Below are 20,050 nucleotides of genomic sequence, written 5' to 3'. Positions count from 1 at the left end.
CAAAAAGCCCCAGAGCGGAAGGGACGGCACATGACATTCAAGGCACTGCTCGCCAGCAAGACCGGCGACACCATTTCAAGCAGCCTGGTCGACTTCAAGGACGAAGATCTGATGCCGGGCGACGTCACCGTCGCGATCGAGTACTCGACGGTGAACTACAAAGACGCGATGGCACTCAGTGGCCGGTCACCGGTCATTCGCCAGTTTCCGCTGATTCCGGGCATCGACTTTGCTGGTGTCGTCGAGTCGTCGACCTACCCCGGCCTCGTCGCCGGCGACCGTGTGCTGGCGACCGGCTGGGGACTGAGCCAGACGCACCACGGCGGCTTCGCGCAGAAGGCGCGGGTGAGCGGTGATTGGCTGGTCAAGATCCCGGAGGTCTTTTCGACCCGGGATGCCATGGCCATCGGCACCGCCGGGTTCACCGCCATGTTGGCCGTGCTCGCACTGGAGCATGGGGGCCTGGCGCCCGAGCGTGGAGACATCCTGGTGACCGGCGCCAATGGCGGCTCCGGCTCTGTGGCCATCGCATTGCTGTCGGGCCTGGGCTACCGCGTGATCGCATCGACCGGCCGACTCGACGAAGCCGCCTACCTGCGTGCGCTGGGCGCGGCGGACGTCATCGACCGCCACACCCTGTCCGAAGCGGGCGCACCGATCGCCAAGGAGCGGTGGGCCGGCGCCATCGATTCGGTCGGCAGCCATACGTTGGCGAACGTCCTGGCGCAGACCCGGTATCGCGGCGTGGTCGCGGCCTTCGGCCTCGCACAGGGCGCGGATCTGCTGGCATCCGTGCTGCCGTTCATCCTGCGCAACATCACCCTCGCAGGTATCGACTCGGTCAATGCGCCGCAGCCTGTGCGGCTGCAGGCGTGGTCGCGTCTGGCCAGCGACCTGGATCTAGAAAAGCTTGCACGGACCACCAAGGTGATTGGCCTCGCGGAGGTGCCTGATGTCGCCAGTCAAGTCCTCGCAGGGAAGGTCCAGGGGCGCACCATCGTCGATGTGAACGCCTGACCGCCAACACGATGACGATGACGTTGACCCCTACCGACCGGCACCCAGGATCGAGCGTGCCCTACATCGACACCACCACCCGATCGATCGATGTCGGCGGGACTGCATTCGCGTACCGCGACCTGGGGCCGCGCACTGGCGTGCCGCTGGTCCTGCTCAACCATTGGGGCGCAGTCCTCGACAATTTCGACCCGCGTATCGTCGATGGGCTTTCCCGCAGGCATCGCATCATCGCCATCGACTACCGGGGAATTGGCGCTTCGGGCGGAACGGCACCTGTGACCATCGACGCGATGGCACGGGATGCGATCGCACTGATCCACGCGCTGGGTTTCGAGAAGGTCGATCTGCTTGGCTTCTCCCTCGGAGGATTCGTGGCGCAGGACATTGTGCTGAAAGCCCCCGGCCTGGTGCGCCGGCTCATCCTGACCGGTACGGGGCCGGCGGGCGGCAAAGGCATCGACCAGGTAGGGGCGGTCTCCTGGCCGCTGATGGTCAAGGGCTTGTTGACGCTGCGCGATCCGAAGACTTACCTGTTCTTCACCTCCACGGCCAATGGTCGTCAAGCCGCCAAAGCCTTCCTGGAGCGACTGAGGGAACGCAAGACGGATCGGGACAACGGGCCGACGCCCAATGCCTTCCTGCGACAGCTGAAGGCAATCAAGGCCTGGGGCCGGCAGGTGCCGCAGGATCTGGGCGGCATCCGCATCCCTGTGCTGATCGCCAATGGCGACAACGACATCATGGTGCCCACCGTGAACAGCCATGACATGGCGCGTCGCATTCCTGGCTCACAACTGGTCATCTACAAGGACGCCGGACATGGCGGGATCTTCCAGTACCACGGCGAGTTCGTGCCCAAGGCGCTGGCCTTCCTCAATGACTGAAAAAAGTACCCCATGAAAGCTTTCATCATCGATCGCTACGGAAAGAAAGAAGTTGGCCGCATCGGCGAAATGCCCGACCCCGAGGTCCGGGACGATGACGTCCTGATCCGGATCCATGCGGCGAGCATCAATCCCCTGGACACGAAGACCAGGAGCGGTGAATTCAAGCTGATTCTTCCCTACCGCCTCCCCCTGATCCTGGGCAACGACATGGCCGGAACGGTCGTGCGGGTCGGCGCTCGCGTTCGCAACTTCAAGCCCGGTGATGAGGTCTATGCACGCCCTGACGACGATCGCATCGGCACCTTCGCCGAGTTCATTGCCGTCAAGGAGTCGTCGCTGGCGCTGAAGCCCGCGAATCTCGGCATGGTCGAGGCCGCCTCCGTTCCTCTGGCGGCCCTGACGGCCTGGCAGGTGCTGGTCGAAACTGCCAAGCTGAAGAAGGGGCAGAAGGTGCTGATCCATGCCGGCTCCGGCGGCGTCGGCACCATCGCCATCCAGCTTGCCAAGCACCTCGGCGCGTTCGTGGCCACGACCACCAGTACGGCCAACATCGGCTGGGTGAAGGCCTTGGGCGCGGACGTCGTCATCGACTACAAGCAGCAGGACTTCGCCACGGTGCTTCGCGGCTACGACGTGGTGCTGAACAGCCTCGGCACCAACGAGCTGAACAAATCCCTCCAGGTTCTCAAGCCGGGCGGGCATCTCATCTCCATCTCCGGGCCACCCACCCCGACGTTCGCCGTCGCGCGAGGACTGGCCTGGCCGCTCCAGCAGGTGCTGCGCCTGCTGAGTTTCGGCATCAGGAAGAAGGCAAAAAAGATCGGGGGTGAATACACCTTCGTCTTCATGCGGGCCGATGGGGCGCAGTTGCGCGAGATCACCGCCCTCGTCGAATCTGGTGCGATCCGTCCGGTCGTCGACAAAGTATTCCCGTTTCAGGACACCCACAAAGCTCTGGCCTACGTAGACAGTGGGCGCGCCAAGGGCAAGGTCGTGGTGCAGATGATTTAGCTGCCGCGCGATGTTGCGCGGAAAGCGCACGGTTGTGCCCGGGCTGTTCAACAAGCTGTCGTGTTTCGGCGTGCGTTTCTTGATACGGCGGTTCGCATCGCGGGTGGCGACTCAAGTGCTTGGCAAGCCGCGGTTCGAGCTGCCGACACGCTCCAAGCAGACAAGCCGCGTGGTCCAAGTTGCGAGTACGAGCAGCTCGCCTTTAGCTTCGGTGGGAATGCCGTCCAAACCGCTGGCGTATTGAGTACCCCGACGGCAACGAGAGAGATGCCGGTCTGCGGGCCGATTGCTTAATACGCCCTGCAACGAGATGTCCCGAAGGCATATGCCCTTTCGCCTATGCCTTTCTCTATTTGCGCGGCAATTGAACCTCTGCGTCACGAGCGTCAGCGCCGAACCGAACCGGTAGTGAGCAACGAGAGAGCGGCTTGATCGCTCATCAGTTCGATCAGGACTGTGTGGCTCTCCGGTGGAGACATGCGTGATTTCAATGCCGCCCTGCTGCTTAAGGCGTTCCATCCAAAGATGCAGGATGGTGTCGATATGGGGAAACGTCGCGCGATGTTGTGAAGCCCGAACCTCCTACCGATGGCAGATGTTGCTCATGGCAGAGCTGCGGATCTCATGACTTTGGTCATTTCAGGTTCGCAGCCATCCGCACTAAGATGCCCGGACCATGGCTACTGCCACCCCCCTGCCGCTGCATGCCGCGCCGTTGCGTAGCGAGGCCAGCGTTGCCATACCGGCGCGGGGCATCCTGGTGGTCGACGACCACGAGTTGGTGCGCCTGGGCCTGAGGGCGCTGCTGCTTGCGGAGACCGGCAGCGTGCCGGTGTACGAGGCACGCTCCCTGGCCGACGCATTGCGCCTGTACGAGTTCCATCTCACGTCGCATCTTCTGGTGCTGCTCGATCTCGATCTACCCGACTCCCAGGGGCTGGATACCCTGGTGCGTTTCAGGCGCGCCTTTCCTGCATCGCGCGTGGTCGTGCTATCGGGCAAGGACAGCCATGCGTTGATGCAAGGGGTGATGGCGCTCGGGGCGCAGGCCTTCCTGCCCAAGACAGGTCACCTGGGCGAGGTGTTGCGCTACGTGAGGGACAACGATCTGGTCGCTCTGCCAGCCTCGCCGTCCACGGTCCCTGTCGCTGTCCGCACGACGCCGACGACGGCGACGACTGAGTTGCAGCCGCAGCTCAATGCGCGCCAGGTCGAAATCCTCGACTGGCTGCTGGCCGGCAAGTCGAACAAAGAGATTGCACAGCTGTCGCACCTGACCGAGGGCACGGTCAAGAACCATGTGTCTACCCTGTTGTTGCTGTTCGGCGTGCGCTCGCGAGCCCAGCTCATCAGCAGTCTGAAGTGAGCCTTCCGCGCCATGCGGCCTTCGACGTGGCGATGCCCCGCATGCCTGCAATGACTGACTTGCATCCGCCCGAGCTGGCCGAGCGGGTGCTGCGCGAACAGGTGGCCGCGGTCCATGCCAACGCGCCGGCAGCCTATCTCGCGGACTTCCTCACGGCACAGTCGCTGGGCATCGGCCTGTTCGTGGCCACGTGGCGCTGGCAAGTCCTGCTGTGGATGGCACTGCACCTGGCGTTAACGCTGCGACGAGCCTATCGGCGCTACCAGCGCAGTCCTGATGCTGCCGCCCATCCCGAGTACTGGGCACGCTTCAATGCGCGCAACGTGCTGCTGCGCTCCTGTGTCTGGGGCCTGGCGCCGTGGCTGTGCGTTCCGCCGGGGCGCAACCTGGGGCTCTGGGTCATGGTCATCGTGATGATGATGGGCGGCTGCGCCGGCGGAGCGCTTTCGCTGGCGGTTCTCAAGCGCAACATTCCACGCTTCATCGTGCCCAGCATGGCGAGCCTGACCTTGGCGCTGGCCTGGCGCGGCGATAGCACGCACCTGTTCCTGGCCACCGGCTGCCTGCTGTACATGTGCGTCATGATCATGTTCGCGCTGCAGCATCATCGGCTGCTGACAGCTGCGCTGACCATGCGTTTCGAAAAGGAGGCGCTGGCCGAGCAGCTGAGCCATCAGATTGCCGCAACCCAGCGTGTCAGCGAGGAGAAGACGCGCTTTCTTGCCGCGGCGAGCCACGATCTGCGCCAGCCTCTGCACGCCATCGCATTGTTCGGAGCCGTCATTGAAAAGAAGCTCAAGGGCACCGAGGAATGGAATCACGCGGTGCGGTTGATGGATGCGGTCGGAACGCTCGGCGATTCGCTCGACATCCTGCTGGACATCTCGCGACTTGATGCTGGCGAGGTGGCGCCGCAGATTCGACCCGTGGAGCTCAATCCGCTGTTCCTCGCGCTCAACAATGTGTGCGTGGCGCAGGCGGCCGACCGGGATCTGCAACTGCGGTTGCGTGCCACGCCTTGCTGGGTGCTGAGTGATCCGCAGCTGTTGCAGCGGCTGCTGTCCAATCTCGTGGACAACGCGCTCAAGTACACGACGCGCGGCGGCGTGGTGGTGGCTGCCCGCGCACGCGGTCCGCTGGTGTGGATCGACGTATGCGATACCGGCATCGGCATCGCGGATGAGCACCTCGGCCGCATCTTCGACGAGTTCTACCAGATCGGTAATCCGGGGCGCGATCGAGCACAGGGACTGGGCATCGGCCTGTCCATCGTGCAGCGGCTCTCACGCCTGCTGGCGCACCCGCTGCAGGTGCGCTCGCGCCTGCATCACGGCAGTCGCTTTCGCCTGGTGCTTCCGGCAGTGACCGCCTCGGGTGTCGTGCCACTCGCTGCATGCCCAGGCGCTGCCTTGCCATTGCCGCAGCGCGTGCTGCTCATCGATGATGAAGCCGCGATCCGCCAGGCCGTTACCGGGCTGCTGCAGGCCCACGGCGTAACCATCGATGCAGTGGCCAGCGAGGCCGAAGCCGAGGCCGTGCTGGTGCAAGCCGCACATGGAAGTACCCCTGTCGAAGTTCTGTTGTGCGACGTGCGGCTGGCCGACGGTGCCGACGGACTTGCCGCGGCGCAGCGACTGAGCGCGCGCTTCGGCCCTGGCTTGCAGGTACTGTTGATCACCGGGGAAACCGCGCCGCAACGACAGCGGCAGATGCTCGACTCCGGGTTGCAGGTGCTACTCAAGCCGGTGGCCGCCGACAGGCTGCTGCAGGCCCTTGCATCGCTGACGCGGCACGATACGACGCACGCTTGCATGCGCTCCTGAGCATCTTTTTTTTGCTGCTCGGCGATGACCTTCGACACTAGATCGCAGGCGTTGCCGACCCTACCGTGGAGGCCTTCTCGTTCACTCCACTTGAAAAAAGGAAGGCCCATCATGAATACCACTCGTACCGTTTCCCGCGCATGGCGTGCACCTGCCGCGCTGCTGATGATGAACCTCGTGCTGGCCGCCTGCGGCGGTGGTGGGGGAGGAGGCGGCGGCTTCCCCGGCTTCGCTGTCGCTCCTGCACCTGCTCCTCAGGGAACGCAGACGCCGGCACCGACGCAGGAAGACACCGCGCCCTCCATCACGACACAGCCATCGGATACCACCATTGGCCAGGGCGTGACCGCCATGTTGAAGGTACAGGCTGTGCGTGCCACGAACTACCAGTGGCAGCGCAGCGTTGATGGCGGTGCCAACTGGACCGATGTTTCCGGCGCCACCAGCGACAGCTTCACCACAGCTGCCAATCAACTGGCCGACAGCGGCCAGCAGCTGCGCGTGCAAGTGACGGGCCCCAATGGCAGTGTGACCAGCCATGCCGCCACGCTGACGGTCAAACCCTGGATCGCCAACGTGCTGGCGACCACCGGGGTGACATACAACCGTCCCTATCAACTCGTTCTGGATGCCAGCGGCGCGAACCTCTACGTGGCCATGGGAGGCAATGGTTCGGTCTACAGGATCGACACGGCCAGCGGCAGCGGCGCGGAAGTAACGCCGGGGACGACCATGAACACGCCGTATGGCCTGGCACTGGCCGCCGACGGTACCCTGTACGTGAGCGACCAGCATCGCATCAACAAGATCGCCCCCAACGCCACAACCTACAGCACCTGGGTGGGCAGTGGCACCAGCGGGTACGCCGACAGCCCGGCCGCTGCAATGTTCAACGACCCCGCCGGCATTGCGCTGGACAGCGCAGGCAACCTGTTCGTGGCAGACCTGGAAAACAAGCGCGTGCGCAAGGTCGCAGCCGATGGCACCACGAGCACGCTCGCGGGCGACGGCACGCAGGCCTACCTCGACGGAGTCGGCACGGCCGCCCAGATGGCGCGCCCGCAGGGCCTGGCGATCAGCCGCGATGGCAGCACGCTGTACGACACGGACACCGACGGCACATGCTTGCGCAAGATCGATGTGGCCAGCGCCACAGTGAGCACGCTGCTGGGCGATTGCAACGGCAACGCTGTTTCCAATGTGGTCGACGGAACGGCCGCCACGCCGGCCAAGCTCGGCTATTCCTACGGCGTAACGGTGGATGCACATGACAACGTGTTCCTGACGCATGCCTGGGATGGCGTGGCGCGAGTGGTCACGCCTGCGGGCGAGATCAGCACACTGCGGGACAGCACCGGCGCGGCGATGAGGTTCAATTTTCCGATTGGTGTGGCGGTCGCCAGCGACGGGACCATCTACGTGGGTGCATCCAACGGCAACCAGATCTTCAAGCTCACGCTGGCGCCCTGAGCCGTTGATCTTGTCTGCCCGATGCGGCTTCGCACGCCCGCTTCGCCGCGGATCAGGTGGCCTGCCTCTTTGGCCGAGCAGATTTTGGCGCCTCGCTTCGCGCCAGCCACAGTCCGCTCGCAACGATCAATGCCCCGCCGCCCAGCGTCCATGCGTCGGGCGCGGCCTGCCAGAACACCCAGTCCAGCACAAGCGCCCAGGCCAGGGCGCTGTATTCGAAGGGGGCGATGGCGGCGGCCTGGCCGTGACGGAAGGCCTCGGCGATAGCCATCTGGCCCAGAAAGCCGCTGATGGCCAAACCCGCAAGCACCCACGTGTGTTCAGCCTGGATTGGCACCCATTGCGGCGCCGACAGCAGACCGCCGCCCACTGCCATGCCGGCCGTAGTCCAGAAGACCAGCGCGGCGCTCGATTCGGTGCGGCTGATGAGCCGGCCCAGCATGTTCGACAGCGCATAGCAGACTGCGGCCACCAGAATCGCCAGAGCACCCACCGAGAGGAAGGCACCCTGCTCGGGCCGAAGTGCGATCACGACACCGACGAAGCCCAGCCCGATCGCGATCCAGTGCCGAGGCTGGACCGACTCGCCCAGCATCGGCACGGCGATGAGCACCATCAGCATCGGAGCGATGAAAGTGAGTGTGTAGGCCTCTGCCAGGCCCAGGGTCTTCAGGCCATGGACGAAGAGCACGAGCATCGTCATGTTCAGCGCGGTGCGCAGCAGGTGCAGGCGCCAACGCAGCCGGCGGCTGAAAACGCCGGCTGCCTCGCGCCGCCAGGCGATGTACAGGCACACCAGGGGCAGAGCCGTGAGACCGCGCAGTGCCATCACCTGCACCGGCGGGTAGTGCCCGGCCAGGTTCTTGAGCAGCGCGTCCATGCAGGCAAAGAAGGCGCAAGCCAACAGCATCGCGGCGATGCCGCGCAGGGTTCCGGTCGAGTGCATGGTCGGGTTGTCTCGCGGCAGTGGCCGGGGAGGGGACTTGTTCTTGACCGCCTAGCATAGGCGCTGCGAACGTCTGGTCCTGGCCGTTCTGAGCCGCTCAGTCAAGCATAGAAGGAGTAACCGGCTGACGCCAGGCAGCCGACGCATAGGACGCCGAAGAGCCAGACAGACTGGCTGAGGTCGCCGATGCCGCGGGTGGCGTTGTACTGCTTTCGCTTTTGTTGTTCTGCGAGCGAGACATGGGCGACGTCCTCATCCCAACCCTTTGCGGTCAGAGAGTAAGGAACATCCTTCGCCAGCGTCGAAAGGCGCGCGGCGTCATAGGCGAGATATCCAAAGACGGCAGCTGCGGTGAGCATTACCCAGGGGAAAATCATGCTCCAGGTTGTCCGTGAAGCGTGAAGAAAACCCCATCGGGTGTCGGCAGCGACAGTCCGGTCATGGCCGGTTGCGGAAACATTGGCATGCCACAGGCCCTGGATGTCATTGGCCACTATCGAACACAGATTTGAGAAATTCGCCAACATCAAGCGGCGATTGCTCGCGTCCCAGCGCATCGCCACCAAGCATCACACCATAGCTGAGACAGCGCTTGGATTCTGCTGTGGCCTCCGTACCCGACAGCGTTTTCTCATCTTTGCGCATCGTGAATTTGTTTGTATCCAGATCATAGGCGCCATGGCATTCGCGTGCGCTTGTTGCTGACTTGACGACATGGAGTCGTGTCGGCCTGTCAAATCCGTGATAAGCATCGGGGTAAGTTTTCAGCGTGACCTGTGCGCCTTGCTTGCGTAAATCGTTGGCGTACGTCACGCACGGCGCTGGCGGCGTGTAGTTGTCCTTGCCGCCAAGTAGCATCAGTATCGGAGCGCCATCCAGATGCGCCGATGTGTAATGTATGCCGCAGCCGGGATAGAAGGCTATATGTGCGGCAAAGTGCAGATCGTCTTCGATCAGGGCGCGGCGAAACGGCTCCTGTGCAGAATAAAGCGCTGCAATCCCTCCGCGCGAGAAACCCATCACACCGATTTTTCTTTTGTCGATACGTGGATCGGCCGCCAATAGGCGTAGAGCAAAGTAGGCGTCTGCCACACCTGCCGTCATCGATAGCTGAGTTTGGTCAGCTTCGGTATTGGTGACGCCTCGGCCCGTAAAACTATCGACGACGAAACTGGCAAATCCCATCGAGTTCAAGCGTTGCGCCCAGACCATCTCGCCTGAATTAACACCGCTGCTTCCGTGCAGGATGACCACCGCCGGAACGGCAGAGTTCATCGCTTCAGGAAACGCCAATCGCCCGGTGATTGAGACCTTCTTGTCAACGGTGCGCTCCACAAAATCCTTGACGCGTTCAGGCGTGACAGTCTCAAAGACGATGGTGCTGCCATGGCCATCGTCACGGGGAGACCCGGGCATTGTTGAAGCTGCGCATGCGCTTCCAATGCTGACCATGCACATGGCAATAGCAATGAAAATTCTTCTACAAGTGCTCATGTTTTTGTGATGGTGTGGATGTACCAATTTCCGCTCCTGTGCCATTCTCCTCCCTACTCGCTAACCGGCAATGATCTGCGAACGCCAGCTACACGATAGTTATTTGCGAGCGTCGCTCGTCAGGATTCTTCATGGCGAGCCTTGCGATGACTGTGGGTCGGCAGCACCGCTCCGGTAGCCTCTTGCCCCAACTATTAGTCATAAGCCATTCAAGCCTTTCCCAAAAATATGGACGACTGGCTGGCAGGCCTGACTGGTCCTGGCCGAAATTTGCCATCGACTCGAGAGCAGCGCTGCGATGCAGCGACACTGAAACGGCGCGGCCTTGGTGAGGTCCCCGGACCAGAAGACGTCGCAAAGCCCACCCCAGGTCAGTTCGATATGCCGCCAAGAAATGTCAGGTCTTGTTGTCAGCCCGGCTCTGCTTCAGCCGGCGAATCTCGGCGAGCTGGAACCTGAAGGCATCGACCGCTTCCTTGGCCTTGGGCTCCCAGGTGTCGGTCTTCATGTGCGCGAGAACCGCCTCCAGCGCATCACCGAGTTGTCCAATCTGCCGTCCGTAGCTTCCGACGTCATCCAGAATCTGCTGCTCCAGAGCAGGGTCTGACGACTTGCCCATATTGATGTTGATGAACCCAAGCTGCCCATTGGCGATCTTGGTAAACCAAGTCCAGGGATTGATTTCCTGGCGCACATTGCCAGAGAGCGGCAAGTAAAAGTTCGGCATCGGAGACCTCCTGCGCAACGCGACTGGCTGCGGCGATGAGGTCAAGCAAGAAGCTCGCCGAGCCACTTCCGGTCCTGCCATGGGCTCGCGCATTGGGCCCCCTTGCTTCCAGTCGGGTCGCTACAGCGCGTGTTCCCGCAGGAACCGGTCCAACTGATGGCTGTTCGCCAGCCCCAGCTTGGCGAACACATGCGCGCGGTGGGTTTCCACGGTGCGCTGCTCCAGCGGCGCGAGCTCCTGCGCGATCTGCTTGTTGGGCTTGCCCTCGGCCACCAGCCGGGCCACCTGCATCTCGCGCGGCGTCAGCTTGTCCCACAGTGCCTGCGCGGCCTGGCGGGCCTGCCGGCGCGCGGCGATCTCGCCGGCTTGCTTCAAGGCTTTGGCGATGCTGTCGAGCAGGCGCTCGTCGTTGCAGGGCTTTTCGAGCCAGCCGAAGGCGCCGTTCTGCACGGCCTCGACGGCCATCGGTATGTCGCCGTGGCCGGACAGGAAGATCACCACCAGCGGGCTGTCTTGTGCGCGCAGCGCATCGAACACCTGCAGGCCACTCACGCCTTCCATGCGCAGGTCCAGGATCACGCAGCCCGCGCGCTGCAAATCGGCGCCGGCCAAGAAGGCCTCGCCCGAGGCAAAGGTCTGCACCGCGTAGCCGCGCGACAGCAGCAGCAGGCCCAGCGAGCGGCGCACGGCCTCGTCGTCGTCCACCACGCACAGGTTGTTGGCAAGAGCGCTCATGGCGTTCATGGGGGTGTGATTTCCAGTTCGAGGGTGAAAACTGTGCCACCGCCGGCCCGGTTGGCAAAGGACAGCCGGCCGCGATGGGCCTCGACGATGGTGCGGCAGATGTTCAGCCCCAGCCCCAGCCCGCCGGTCTTGGTGGTGAAGAAGGGCGCGAACACCTGCTCGGCCAGCGCGGCGTCGATGCCCGGCCCGCGGTCGGCCACGCGGATGTGCATGCGCCCTTCCTGCACCTCGGCCTCGATCTCCACGAGCCGCTGTTCCGGCGGCGTGGCCTGCATGGCGTGCAGGCTGTTGGACAGCAGGTTCAGCAGCACCTGTTCGAGCAGTACGCGGTCGCCGCGCACCTCGGGCAGCCCTGCCGGTATGTGAACCTCGGCGCGCGCCTGGCGCATGCGCATCTCGCCCTGCAGCAGCGCCAGCGCGTTGCTGACCAGCGCCGCCACGGCGCAGTCTTCGGTGCCTGCGGTGCGCTGGCGCACGAAGCCGCGGATGCGCCGCACGATCTCGGCGCTGCGCTGGGCCTGGGCCATGGTCTCGTCGAGGCTGCTGACCAGCAGCGACTGGTTGCCCTGCTCTGCAAAAGCCTTGGCAGCGCTCGCGAAATTGCTCAGCGCCATCAGCGGCTGGTTCAGCTCGTGGGCCAGCGTGGAGGCCATCTCGCCGAGGCTGGCCAGGCGCTGGGCGTGCTGCAGCTGCTCGTCGTTCTGGCGCTGGCGCAGTTCGGCGCGCTTCTGCTCGGTGATGTCCACCACCGAGCTCATCCAGCCGCTGTGCTTGCCGTCGGCGTCGATCAGCGCGGCGGTGTAGACCATGGTGATCACCTCGTGCCCGTCGCGGTGCCGCAGGCGCGACTCGAAGCCCGCATGTGCGGGCTCGCCGCTCATCATGGCGTCGTAGTGGCGCCAGTGCAGTGTCACGTCGTCAGGGTGCCAGTACGGGTAGGGCGGCAGCCGGCCGAGCAGTTCGTCGGCGCCGTAGCCGGTCATCTCGCAGAAGGCCAGGTTGACGTAGATGATGCGGCCGTCGAGGTCGCGTGCGCGCATGCCCACCAGCAGCGAATCTTCCATCGCCTTGCGGAAGGCGTGGGCCTCGTCGAGTTCGTGGGTGCGCTCGCGCACGCGCAGCTCCAGGTCGCGCCGCGCATCGCGCTGCTCCGCGAAGCGGCGTTCGCGCAGCTGCCAGTACAGGCCGCCCAGCAGCAGCAGGCTGGCACACAGCAGGCCCAGCATCCAGGCGCGTTCGCGCGCGCGAGTGACTTCGGCATGGTCGGCCATCACCGTCAGCGTCCAGCCGAGATCGGGCAGCGGCTCGTCCACCGCCAGGAAGCGGCGCGGCTGGCCGCCGAGGTCGGTGCGCACGAGGTAGCCGGGCCCGCCTTCGTCGCGATCGACCTTCCACGGCAGCGCCGGAAAGTTCGTGCGCGCGCCGTACTGCTGGTCGCGCCGCATGCCTTCGATCTCGGCGGCGCCCAGGACTCGCGTGGCCTGGTACATCCATGACTGCACCGAACTCAGGAACACGATGCCGCGCGCGTCGGTCAGCAAGATGGGGTCGCGCGCGAAGGTCCAGGCATCCTGCAACTGGCGCAGGCTGACCTTGACCGTCACCACGCCCAGCACCGCGCCGCCGTCCGGCCGCACCGGTGCCGAAATGAAGAGCCCCGGCTCGCCGGTCGTCTGGCCCACACCGTAGAACAAGCCGTTGCGTCCCGCGCGGGCGTCGATGAAGTAGGGCCGGTTGGCATACGACTCGCCGACGAAGGTCTGCGGCGTTGCCCAGTTGCTGGCCGCCAGCGTGAGGCCCTGCAGGTCGATCAGGTAGAGCGCATCAGAGCCCGCCTGGCGGTTCACTTCCTCGATGTAGCGGTTGGCGCGCTGCTTCACCGCCGAGTCTTGCGGATGGGCCAGCGCGGCCAGCACATCCGGATGCAGGCTTGCCGTGAACGGGAGGTAGCTGTACTTGCCGGCGGCATCGCGCAGGCCCAGCACGTGGACTTCCATGGCGCGGCGGATCGAGTCGGCCTGGAAGTTAGCTTCGCGGCTCGCGGCCCATTGGGCTGCGAGGCCGATCAGCAGCAGCGCCAGTGCGAGTACGGCCGCCCATGCGGCTGCCGCGCGGTAGCGGCGGCGCGGGCGGGTTGGGGGTGGCGCAGGAGCGGGCGTGATTGGCGGCATGAGAGACAGGGGCCGACCGGCGCGGCGATCAGAATTTTGCCCTGATCGCCGGCAGGCCCCCTCGAATGCCGCTGGCTCGGGGCTCAGGCCGCCACGGGCTGCGCCTGCTGCGGGGCGCGTGCACGGGAAGCAGGCGCCGTGTCCAGTTGCTTCACCAGCACACCCCACCGCACACGCGCCGACACCACGCTCTCTTCCTTCACATGCCCGAAGCCGCGGATCTGCTCGGGTAGCCGTGCCAGCGACAGCGCGGTGTCGAAGTCGATGCAATCGAAACGCGCAAGCACGTCCTCGACCGTCGCGCGGTAGTCCTCGATCAGCTGCCGCTCCATGCGGCGCTCGGCGGTACGGCCAAACGGGTCGAGCGCCGTGCCGCGCAGGCCGCGCAACTTCGCGAGCAGGCGGAACGCGCTCATCATCCACGGCCCGAAGCTCGTCTTCACCGCGCGGCCCTCGGCATCGCGGCGGCCCAGCACCGGCGGGGCGAGGTGGAAGCGCAGCACCGGCTTGCCTTCGAACTGCTCCTCCAGCTTTTCCATGAAGCGCTTGTCGGTGTAGAGCCGCGCGACCTCGTATTCGTCCTTGTAGGCCATCAGCTTGAAGAGACCCGATGCGACGGCCTTCGCCAGCTGCGTGCTGCCGCGCTCGCGCTGTTCGACCACGCGCACGCGCTCCACCAGCTCGGCATAGCGCTGCGCATACGCCGCGTTCTGGTACGCCGTGAGGAATGCGGTGCGGTCCGCCACCAGCGCCTCGAAGCTCTGCGGCCGCTGCAGCGCCACCACCTTCGAAGGCGCGGCTTCACGCGTTACTGCGGCAAGATCCAGCGCCGCCTTGCGACCCCAGCGGAACGCAGCCTGGTTCGCCTTCACGGCTACGCCGTTGATCTCGATGGCCTTGTTCAATGCCTCGGCGGACAGCGGCACAAAGCCCTTCTGGAACGCAAAGCCCAGCAGGAACAGGTTTGCCGCAATCGCATCGCCCATGAGCCGCGTTGCAAGCTGCGTCGCATCGATGAAGTCCGCGCGGCCTTCGACCGATTCCTCGATCAGAGCGCGCACCTGCGCGGCCGGAAACTCCCAGTCGGGTTGCTGCGCGAAATGCCCCGTCGGCTGCTCGAAGGTGTTGACCAGCGCATAGGTGCGCCCCGGCCGCATGCGCGCGATGGCATCGGGCGCGCCGGCCGTGAGCATGTCGCAGCCCAGGATCAGGTCGGCCTCGCCGGTAGGAATGCGCTGCGCCTTCAGTTGCGCCGCGTCGCGCGCGATGCGCACGTGCGACGTTACCGAGCCGTTCTTCTGCGACATGCCCGTCATGTCGAGCACGCTCACGCCCTTGCCCTCGAGGTGCGCCGCCATGCCGATCAGTGCGCCGATGGTGATGACGCCCGTACCGCCGATGCCGGTGATCAGGATGTTGTGCATGCCTTCGAGCGCGAGCGGTGCCGGATCGGGCAGGGCGGCTTCTTCCGACGGAGCCTTTGCCGCCACCGGCGCCTGCTTGCGCGGCTTCACGCCTTCCACCGTCACGAAGCTCGGGCAGAAACCCTTGATGCACGACTCGTCGGCATTGCACGCGCTCTGGTCCACGCTGCGCTTCAGGCCCAGGTCGGTCTGCTTGGGCAGCAGCGCGGTGCAGTTCGACTGCTCGCCGCAGTCGCCGCAGCCTTCGCACACAGCATCGTTGATGAACACGCGCCGCGCGGCCTGCGGAAACTCGCCCTTCTTGCGGCGGCGGCGCTTCTCGGCTGCGCACACCTGGTCGTAGATGAGCACCGACACGCCCTCGAACTCGCGCAGCTCGCGCTGCACCGCGTCCATGTCGTCGCGGTGGTGCACGGTGAGCACGAAGCCGTCGCGCTCCGGCGGCAGCACGCTGCGGTCGGCCCAGCGCGTCGGGTTTTCGGCCACCAGCGCAAGGCGCTTCACGCCTTCGGCCGCCATCTGGTGCGCGATGCGCGGCACGGTGATGGGCCCGTCGACCGGCTGCCCACCCGTCATCGCGACCGCGTCGTTGTAGAGGATCTTGTAGGTGATGCTCACGCCAGCAGCCACCGCCGCGCGGATGGCGAGCGAGCCCGAGTGGTAGTACGTGCCGTCGCCGAGGTTCGCGAACACGTGCTTGCGCTTGGAGAACCACGCCTGCCCCAGCCATGGGGCACCTTCGCCGCCCATGTGCGTGGTCGTCTTGTTGTGCTCGGGGTAGATGGCCGTTGCCATCACGTGGCAGCCGATGCCCGCGAGCGCGAGGCTGCCTTCGGGCACCTTGGTCGAGGTGTTGTGCGGGCAGCCCGAGCAGTACCAGGCTGGCCGCGAGGGCGTGGCCACGGCCTTGCCCAGCACCACGTCCTTCGCGTCAAGAATGGCGAGCCGCATGCGGATGCGGTCGCTGGTGTGAAAGCGCGCCACGCGCCCTGCGATCACGCGCGCGATCTGCGCCACCGAGAAGTCGGCCGTTGCCGGCAACAGCCAGCGGCCACGCGGATGCACCCACTCGCCCTGTTCGTCGAACTTGCCGATCACGCGCGGGCGCACGTTTTCGCGCCAGTTGTAGAGATGCTCCTTGAGCTGGTACTCGACGATCTGGCGCTTTTCTTCCACCACCAGGATTTCTTCGAGCCCGTCGGCAAACTCGCGGATCGAGTCGGGCTCCAGCGGCCACGGCATCGATACCTTGAAGAGGCGAATGCCGATGCGCGCGGCCTCGTCTGCATCGATGCCGAGTTCTTCCAGCGCTTCGAGCACATCGCGGTACGACTTGCCCGAGGCCACGATGCCCAGCCGCGCCTTGGGCGAGTCGATGGTCACGCGGTTCAGCCGGTTGGCGCGCGCATAGGCGATGGCGGCGTAGATCTTGTAGTCCTGCATCAGCGCTTCCTGCTTGCGCGCCTGCACGCCGAGCGTGTCGGTCGACAGGCGCGCGTGCACGCCGCCGGGCGGGAACACGAAGTCCGAAGGCAGCCGCGTGTGCACGTCGAGCGCGCCGGCCGGTATGGAGCCGGAAGATTCGACCGTGTCGGCCAGCGCCTTGAAGCCCACCGGCAGCCCTGCGAAGCGCGACATCGCAAAGCCGTGCAGGCCCAGCTCGATGTATTCCTCCACGCTCTGCGGATAGAGCATCGGGATCATCGAGGCGGCGAACAGGTGGTCGCTCTGGTTGGGCAGCGTGGAAGAAGACGCGCCGTGGTCGTCGCCCGCCACCAGCAGGATGCCGCCGTTGGGTGAGGTGCCCGCATGGCTCATGTGCTTGAACACGTCGCCGCATCGGTCCACGCCGGGTGCCTTGCCGTACCACATGGCAAAGACGCCATCGACCGTGCTTTCGCCGGTCAGGTGCACCTGCTGCGTGCCCCAGACGGCGGTGGCGGCCAGCTCCTCGTTCACGCCGGGCAAGAACTTGACTGCGTTGGCTTCGAGCTGCGGCTGCGCCTTCCACAGCGCTTCGTCCAGGCCGCCGAGCGGCGAGCCGCGGTAGCCCGAAACAAAGCCCGCGGTGTTCAGCCCCGCCTTCTGGTCGCGCCATTTCTGCACGAGCATGAGGCGCACCAGCGCCTGGATGCCGCTGAGGTAGATCCGGCCTTCGGTGGCCGTGTATTTGTCGTCCAGCGCAACGCTGGCCAGTTCGTGGGATGCCATGACTGAAAAAGACTCCGGGTAGGACTCGTTGAAATGCGGGCGTGGCCCCGGTAGAGGGCCGGCTCGCGAGATGCCTCGCCGGGGTAGACGGCGAGGCAGCAACGATTCTTCCGCCTTGTCTTCTGAAAGTGCTTCTTCGTTTTGGCAAAGCGCGACGCTTTACGGAAGATCTGTCTTTTGCGGGTGCGATCGACCGAAAGGATTTCGGCAGGCTCGAACCGTCCCGCTGGCCCGACAATGGCGACCCCCGCAGCACGACGAGAACCCGATGAGACCCGACCTCGATTCGCTGGCGCTTTTCCTGCGCGCCATTGAGCACGGCAGCCTGTCGAAGGCCGCCGCCGAGAGCCACATGGTGCTGTCGGCCGCGAGCCGCCGCCTGTCCATTCTCGAAGGCCACCTGGGCGTTGCGCTGCTGAACCGCACCTCGAAGGGCGTGACGCCCACCGGTGCCGGAGAGTCGCTCGCCATGCATGCGCGCCAGATCCTGCGCGACGTAGACCGCATGCGGGCCGACCTGTCCGACTACGCACAGGGCGCCACCGGCCGCGTGCGGCTGCATGCCAATGCCTCGGCCATGGGCCAGTTCTTGCCGGACGACGTGGCGAGCTTTCGCCAGCGCTACCCCGAGATCCGCGTGAGCGTGGAAGAGCACCGCAGCGTCTACATCGTGCAGGCCATCCGCGACCGGCAGGCCGACGTGGGCGTCATCACCAGCGAGGCGGCCGACCCGGCGCTCAACTTCATTCCCTACCGAACCGACCGCCTGGTGGCCATCGTGCGGCAGAAGCATCCGTGGCGCGGGCGCGAGGTGTCGTTCGAAGAACTGCTCGACTTCGATTTCGTGGGGCTGGAAGACGACTCCGCCATCTCCCGCACGATGGAAGACGCCGCCATGAGCGCGCGCAAGGTGCTGAAGCTGCGTGTGCGAGTGAAGAGCTTCGAGGCGGTGTGCCGGATGATCGAAGCGGGAATGGGCGTGGGCATCCTGCCCGAGGGGGCTGCGGTGACTTATCGCAAGGAGATGAAGCTGCGCTTTATCAACCTCACCGATGCTTGGGCTTCACGCCGGATGTATCTGTGCACGCGGCAGGAGGCATTGAGTTTTCCGCAGCGTCGGCTTGTCGATCATTTGCTGGCGCGGGGGATGCCTTAGAGATCGGGATCGGGTTCATTCAGGGCGACGCTCACGCCGACGGGGTACCTTGCTCCGCGAATGTCCCCCGGCCTTCGGCCTCCTCCTTTATTTCGCTGCGCAAGGCACCCCATCGGCGTGATCGTTCAGAGCGGCAGCGGAAGCTGCATTTGTTGGCGGTCGCCGAGACTTCATGTCGCATGTAGCGGCTATTTCGCCGGGTTCTTCTCTAGAGTGGATGCCCCTGTCACTCGATACCCCAACAAGGGGAGAAGAAAGGCGCAACACACACAACCACCGAGATGTTTGAAGGCTGCTTGCCTCGCGGCAGGTCGTCGGTGCGAAAGCAGCGATGCAGATGCGAGGTATCAAAAGGCGACGGCCGAGGTGTTACGAGCACCCCAGCCGTCTAACCAAGTTCGTGCAACTACCTTGGAAGGAACCGCACAAAAATGGCTACCAAGACTATAGCCCGGCCTCGCACGCAGGTCGCTTCCGAAGACAACGCCCAAGACCCGGCGGATCTTCTCGAAAACACCCTCTCTCAGCTTGAAGCTCTCCTGTGGGTCTGCCACGGGGAAGACATCGACTGGTGCAGCGGGGATGGGCCTCGACGACTGGACAACCTGCTTTGGCTTGCGGCTGAATTGGCTCGCGAGGCGGGGGAGCTGTTTCAGCTGAGCGAGAAGGCGCGGCGCGGAGCGCCTGAGATCGGCAGTTAGCGGCTGGTCCCGCCTGGCGAACGGGTTCTTTGGGGTACGACGGCTGAAGCCTTCGTGATGGAGGGAATTCGGTTTGGTTGAGGCTGCTTGTGGATAGGCCTCGGTATCAGCCATGCGCTCCATGCTGATCGTCTACAGACAATGCGAGCATCCGCTTTGCAGGGCGGAAGCGGACTGTCGCTGCTCGAGGCTAGACTTCCGAGTCCGGCCAGTAGCAGTCGGTCGGCCGCGCCTCAGAATTCGTGGGATAGCGGACGTTCGCGGCGCGCGCGCAACGACTTCTTGTAGATTGTGTTGAAGCGCGTGCACACCCAGCGCGGCGCGACAAGAATTGGCGCCAGCATCGACCAGAACCTGAACTAATTGAGGAAGCATTGCTTGAGCTACGTTCTGGAACCCGAAATTGCAGGTGGGTGGGGACCTGGTACAGACGCCGACACCTCCGTTCACCCTCCGTTGGTGCGACGGCTTGTTTACCAGTTCGAGGATTGGTTAGGGGATGACCTGCTCGAAACCTTTCCTTGCTTCGTTGTGACCACCAGGCTCGCTGAGGCAATCCGGAAATCACAGCTGACTGGCTACTCGCTGGAGCCAATCGCCATCACGACGTCAGAACAGTTCGTGGAGCGAAACCCGCGATGCACCCTGCCAGATTTCCATATCCTTCGGGCGCAGGGCGAAGGGGGCGATTTTTGGATAGGCGAAGACTACCGGCTTGTCGTCTCCGACGAGGCGTTCGACCTCCTTGGCAACTTCTCGCTCAAGCACTGCATGGTTGACAAGCTACCTCCCGACGTCAAATGACGGCCAGTAGCCGACCTTCACCGCCTCGGTCTACCTTCCACCCCAACTCGCCAATCACAGAAACATGACAGTCGCGATGTCACCGCTGTGGATCA

The 20,050-nt window shown here is 64.6% G+C and carries 16 protein-coding genes; 9 read left to right on the top strand and 7 right to left on the bottom strand.

All coding sequences use genetic code 11. The annotated features are described in order from the left end of the window. Positions 1-30 precede the first annotated feature (30 nt). The 6 genes from BLW48_RS24625 (at position 31) to BLW48_RS24595 (ending at position 7,577) form a co-directional block, all read left to right on the top strand. Positions 31-1,017: an acrylyl-CoA reductase (NADPH) gene (locus BLW48_RS24625; protein ID WP_093178018.1), complete on the top strand. Its 987-nt coding sequence runs from the start codon at positions 31-33 to the stop codon at positions 1,015-1,017. Positions 1,018-1,073: 56 nt separating this feature from the next. Next, positions 1,074-1,904: an alpha/beta fold hydrolase gene (locus tag BLW48_RS24620; RefSeq protein WP_256330900.1), complete on the top strand. Its 831-nt coding sequence runs from the start codon at positions 1,074-1,076 to the stop codon at positions 1,902-1,904. A gap of 12 nt (positions 1,905-1,916) precedes the next feature. Further along, positions 1,917-2,918: an NADP-dependent oxidoreductase gene (locus BLW48_RS24615; RefSeq protein ID WP_093058164.1), complete on the top strand. Its 1,002-nt coding sequence runs from the start codon at positions 1,917-1,919 to the stop codon at positions 2,916-2,918. 676 nt (positions 2,919-3,594) lie between these two features. Next, the gene (locus BLW48_RS24605; RefSeq protein WP_256330899.1) at positions 3,595-4,284 is read left to right on the top strand and encodes a response regulator transcription factor; all 690 of its coding nucleotides are present in this window, start codon (positions 3,595-3,597) and stop codon (positions 4,282-4,284) included. Further along, the gene (locus BLW48_RS24600; protein WP_256330898.1) at positions 4,281-6,107 is read left to right on the top strand and encodes an ATP-binding response regulator; all 1,827 of its coding nucleotides are present in this window, start codon (positions 4,281-4,283) and stop codon (positions 6,105-6,107) included. Before BLW48_RS24605 ends, BLW48_RS24600 begins: the two co-directional genes overlap by 4 nt. Before the next feature lie 111 nt (positions 6,108-6,218). Beyond that, positions 6,219-7,577: an NHL repeat-containing protein gene (locus BLW48_RS24595; RefSeq protein ID WP_177142398.1), complete on the top strand. Its 1,359-nt coding sequence runs from the start codon at positions 6,219-6,221 to the stop codon at positions 7,575-7,577. 52 nt (positions 7,578-7,629) lie between these two features. Here the strand turns inward: BLW48_RS24595 and BLW48_RS24590 are convergent, their stop codons facing one another. The 7 genes from BLW48_RS24590 to BLW48_RS24560 all read right to left on the bottom strand — a co-directional run bounded on the left by BLW48_RS24590 (position 7,630) and on the right by BLW48_RS24560 (position 17,294). Beyond that, positions 7,630-8,523 (bottom strand): DMT family transporter, encoded by an 894-nt coding sequence (locus BLW48_RS24590; protein WP_093178014.1) that lies wholly within the window; start codon positions 8,521-8,523, stop codon positions 7,630-7,632. A gap of 101 nt (positions 8,524-8,624) precedes the next feature. Beyond that, entirely contained in the window at positions 8,625-8,900 is a 276-nt protein-coding gene (locus BLW48_RS24585; RefSeq protein ID WP_093178012.1) for a hypothetical protein, read from the bottom strand. 106 nt (positions 8,901-9,006) lie between these two features. Next, positions 9,007-10,017: a dienelactone hydrolase family protein gene (locus tag BLW48_RS24580; RefSeq protein ID WP_177142397.1), complete on the bottom strand. Its 1,011-nt coding sequence runs from the start codon at positions 10,015-10,017 to the stop codon at positions 9,007-9,009. A gap of 397 nt (positions 10,018-10,414) precedes the next feature. Beyond that, positions 10,415-10,744: a hypothetical protein gene (locus BLW48_RS24575; RefSeq protein WP_093058168.1), complete on the bottom strand. Its 330-nt coding sequence runs from the start codon at positions 10,742-10,744 to the stop codon at positions 10,415-10,417. Positions 10,745-10,864: 120 nt separating this feature from the next. Further along, positions 10,865-11,479: a response regulator transcription factor gene (locus tag BLW48_RS24570; protein WP_093178194.1), complete on the bottom strand. Its 615-nt coding sequence runs from the start codon at positions 11,477-11,479 to the stop codon at positions 10,865-10,867. Between the two features lie 5 nt (positions 11,480-11,484). Continuing rightward, positions 11,485-13,659, bottom strand: a complete 2,175-nt coding sequence (locus BLW48_RS24565; RefSeq protein WP_093178009.1) for a sensor histidine kinase — start codon at positions 13,657-13,659, stop codon at positions 11,485-11,487. An 83-nt stretch (positions 13,660-13,742) separates the two neighbouring features. Beyond that, on the bottom strand, positions 13,743-17,294 hold the full coding sequence (locus BLW48_RS24560) for an indolepyruvate ferredoxin oxidoreductase family protein (RefSeq protein ID WP_093178007.1): 3,552 nt from the start codon (positions 17,292-17,294) through the stop codon (positions 13,743-13,745). Positions 17,295-17,562: 268 nt separating this feature from the next. On the opposite strand from BLW48_RS24560, the gene BLW48_RS24555 reads away from it, so the two are divergent. The 3 genes from BLW48_RS24555 to BLW48_RS24545 all read left to right on the top strand — a co-directional run bounded on the left by BLW48_RS24555 (position 17,563) and on the right by BLW48_RS24545 (position 19,955). After that, positions 17,563-18,450, top strand: a complete 888-nt coding sequence (locus BLW48_RS24555; protein ID WP_093058171.1) for a LysR family transcriptional regulator — start codon at positions 17,563-17,565, stop codon at positions 18,448-18,450. A gap of 431 nt (positions 18,451-18,881) precedes the next feature. After that, a complete protein-coding gene (locus tag BLW48_RS24550) occupies positions 18,882-19,151 on the top strand; it encodes a hypothetical protein (protein ID WP_093178006.1) in 270 nt (89 codons plus the stop codon). 378 nt (positions 19,152-19,529) lie between these two features. Further along, positions 19,530-19,955 (top strand): hypothetical protein, encoded by a 426-nt coding sequence (locus tag BLW48_RS24545; RefSeq protein ID WP_093178004.1) that lies wholly within the window; start codon positions 19,530-19,532, stop codon positions 19,953-19,955. Positions 19,956-20,050 lie beyond the last annotated feature (95 nt).

This window comes from Variovorax sp. YR266, assembly GCF_900107295.1.
GTDB lineage: Bacteria > Pseudomonadota > Gammaproteobacteria > Burkholderiales > Burkholderiaceae_C > Variovorax.
This window is presented reverse-complemented; position numbering and strand designations above follow the sequence as displayed.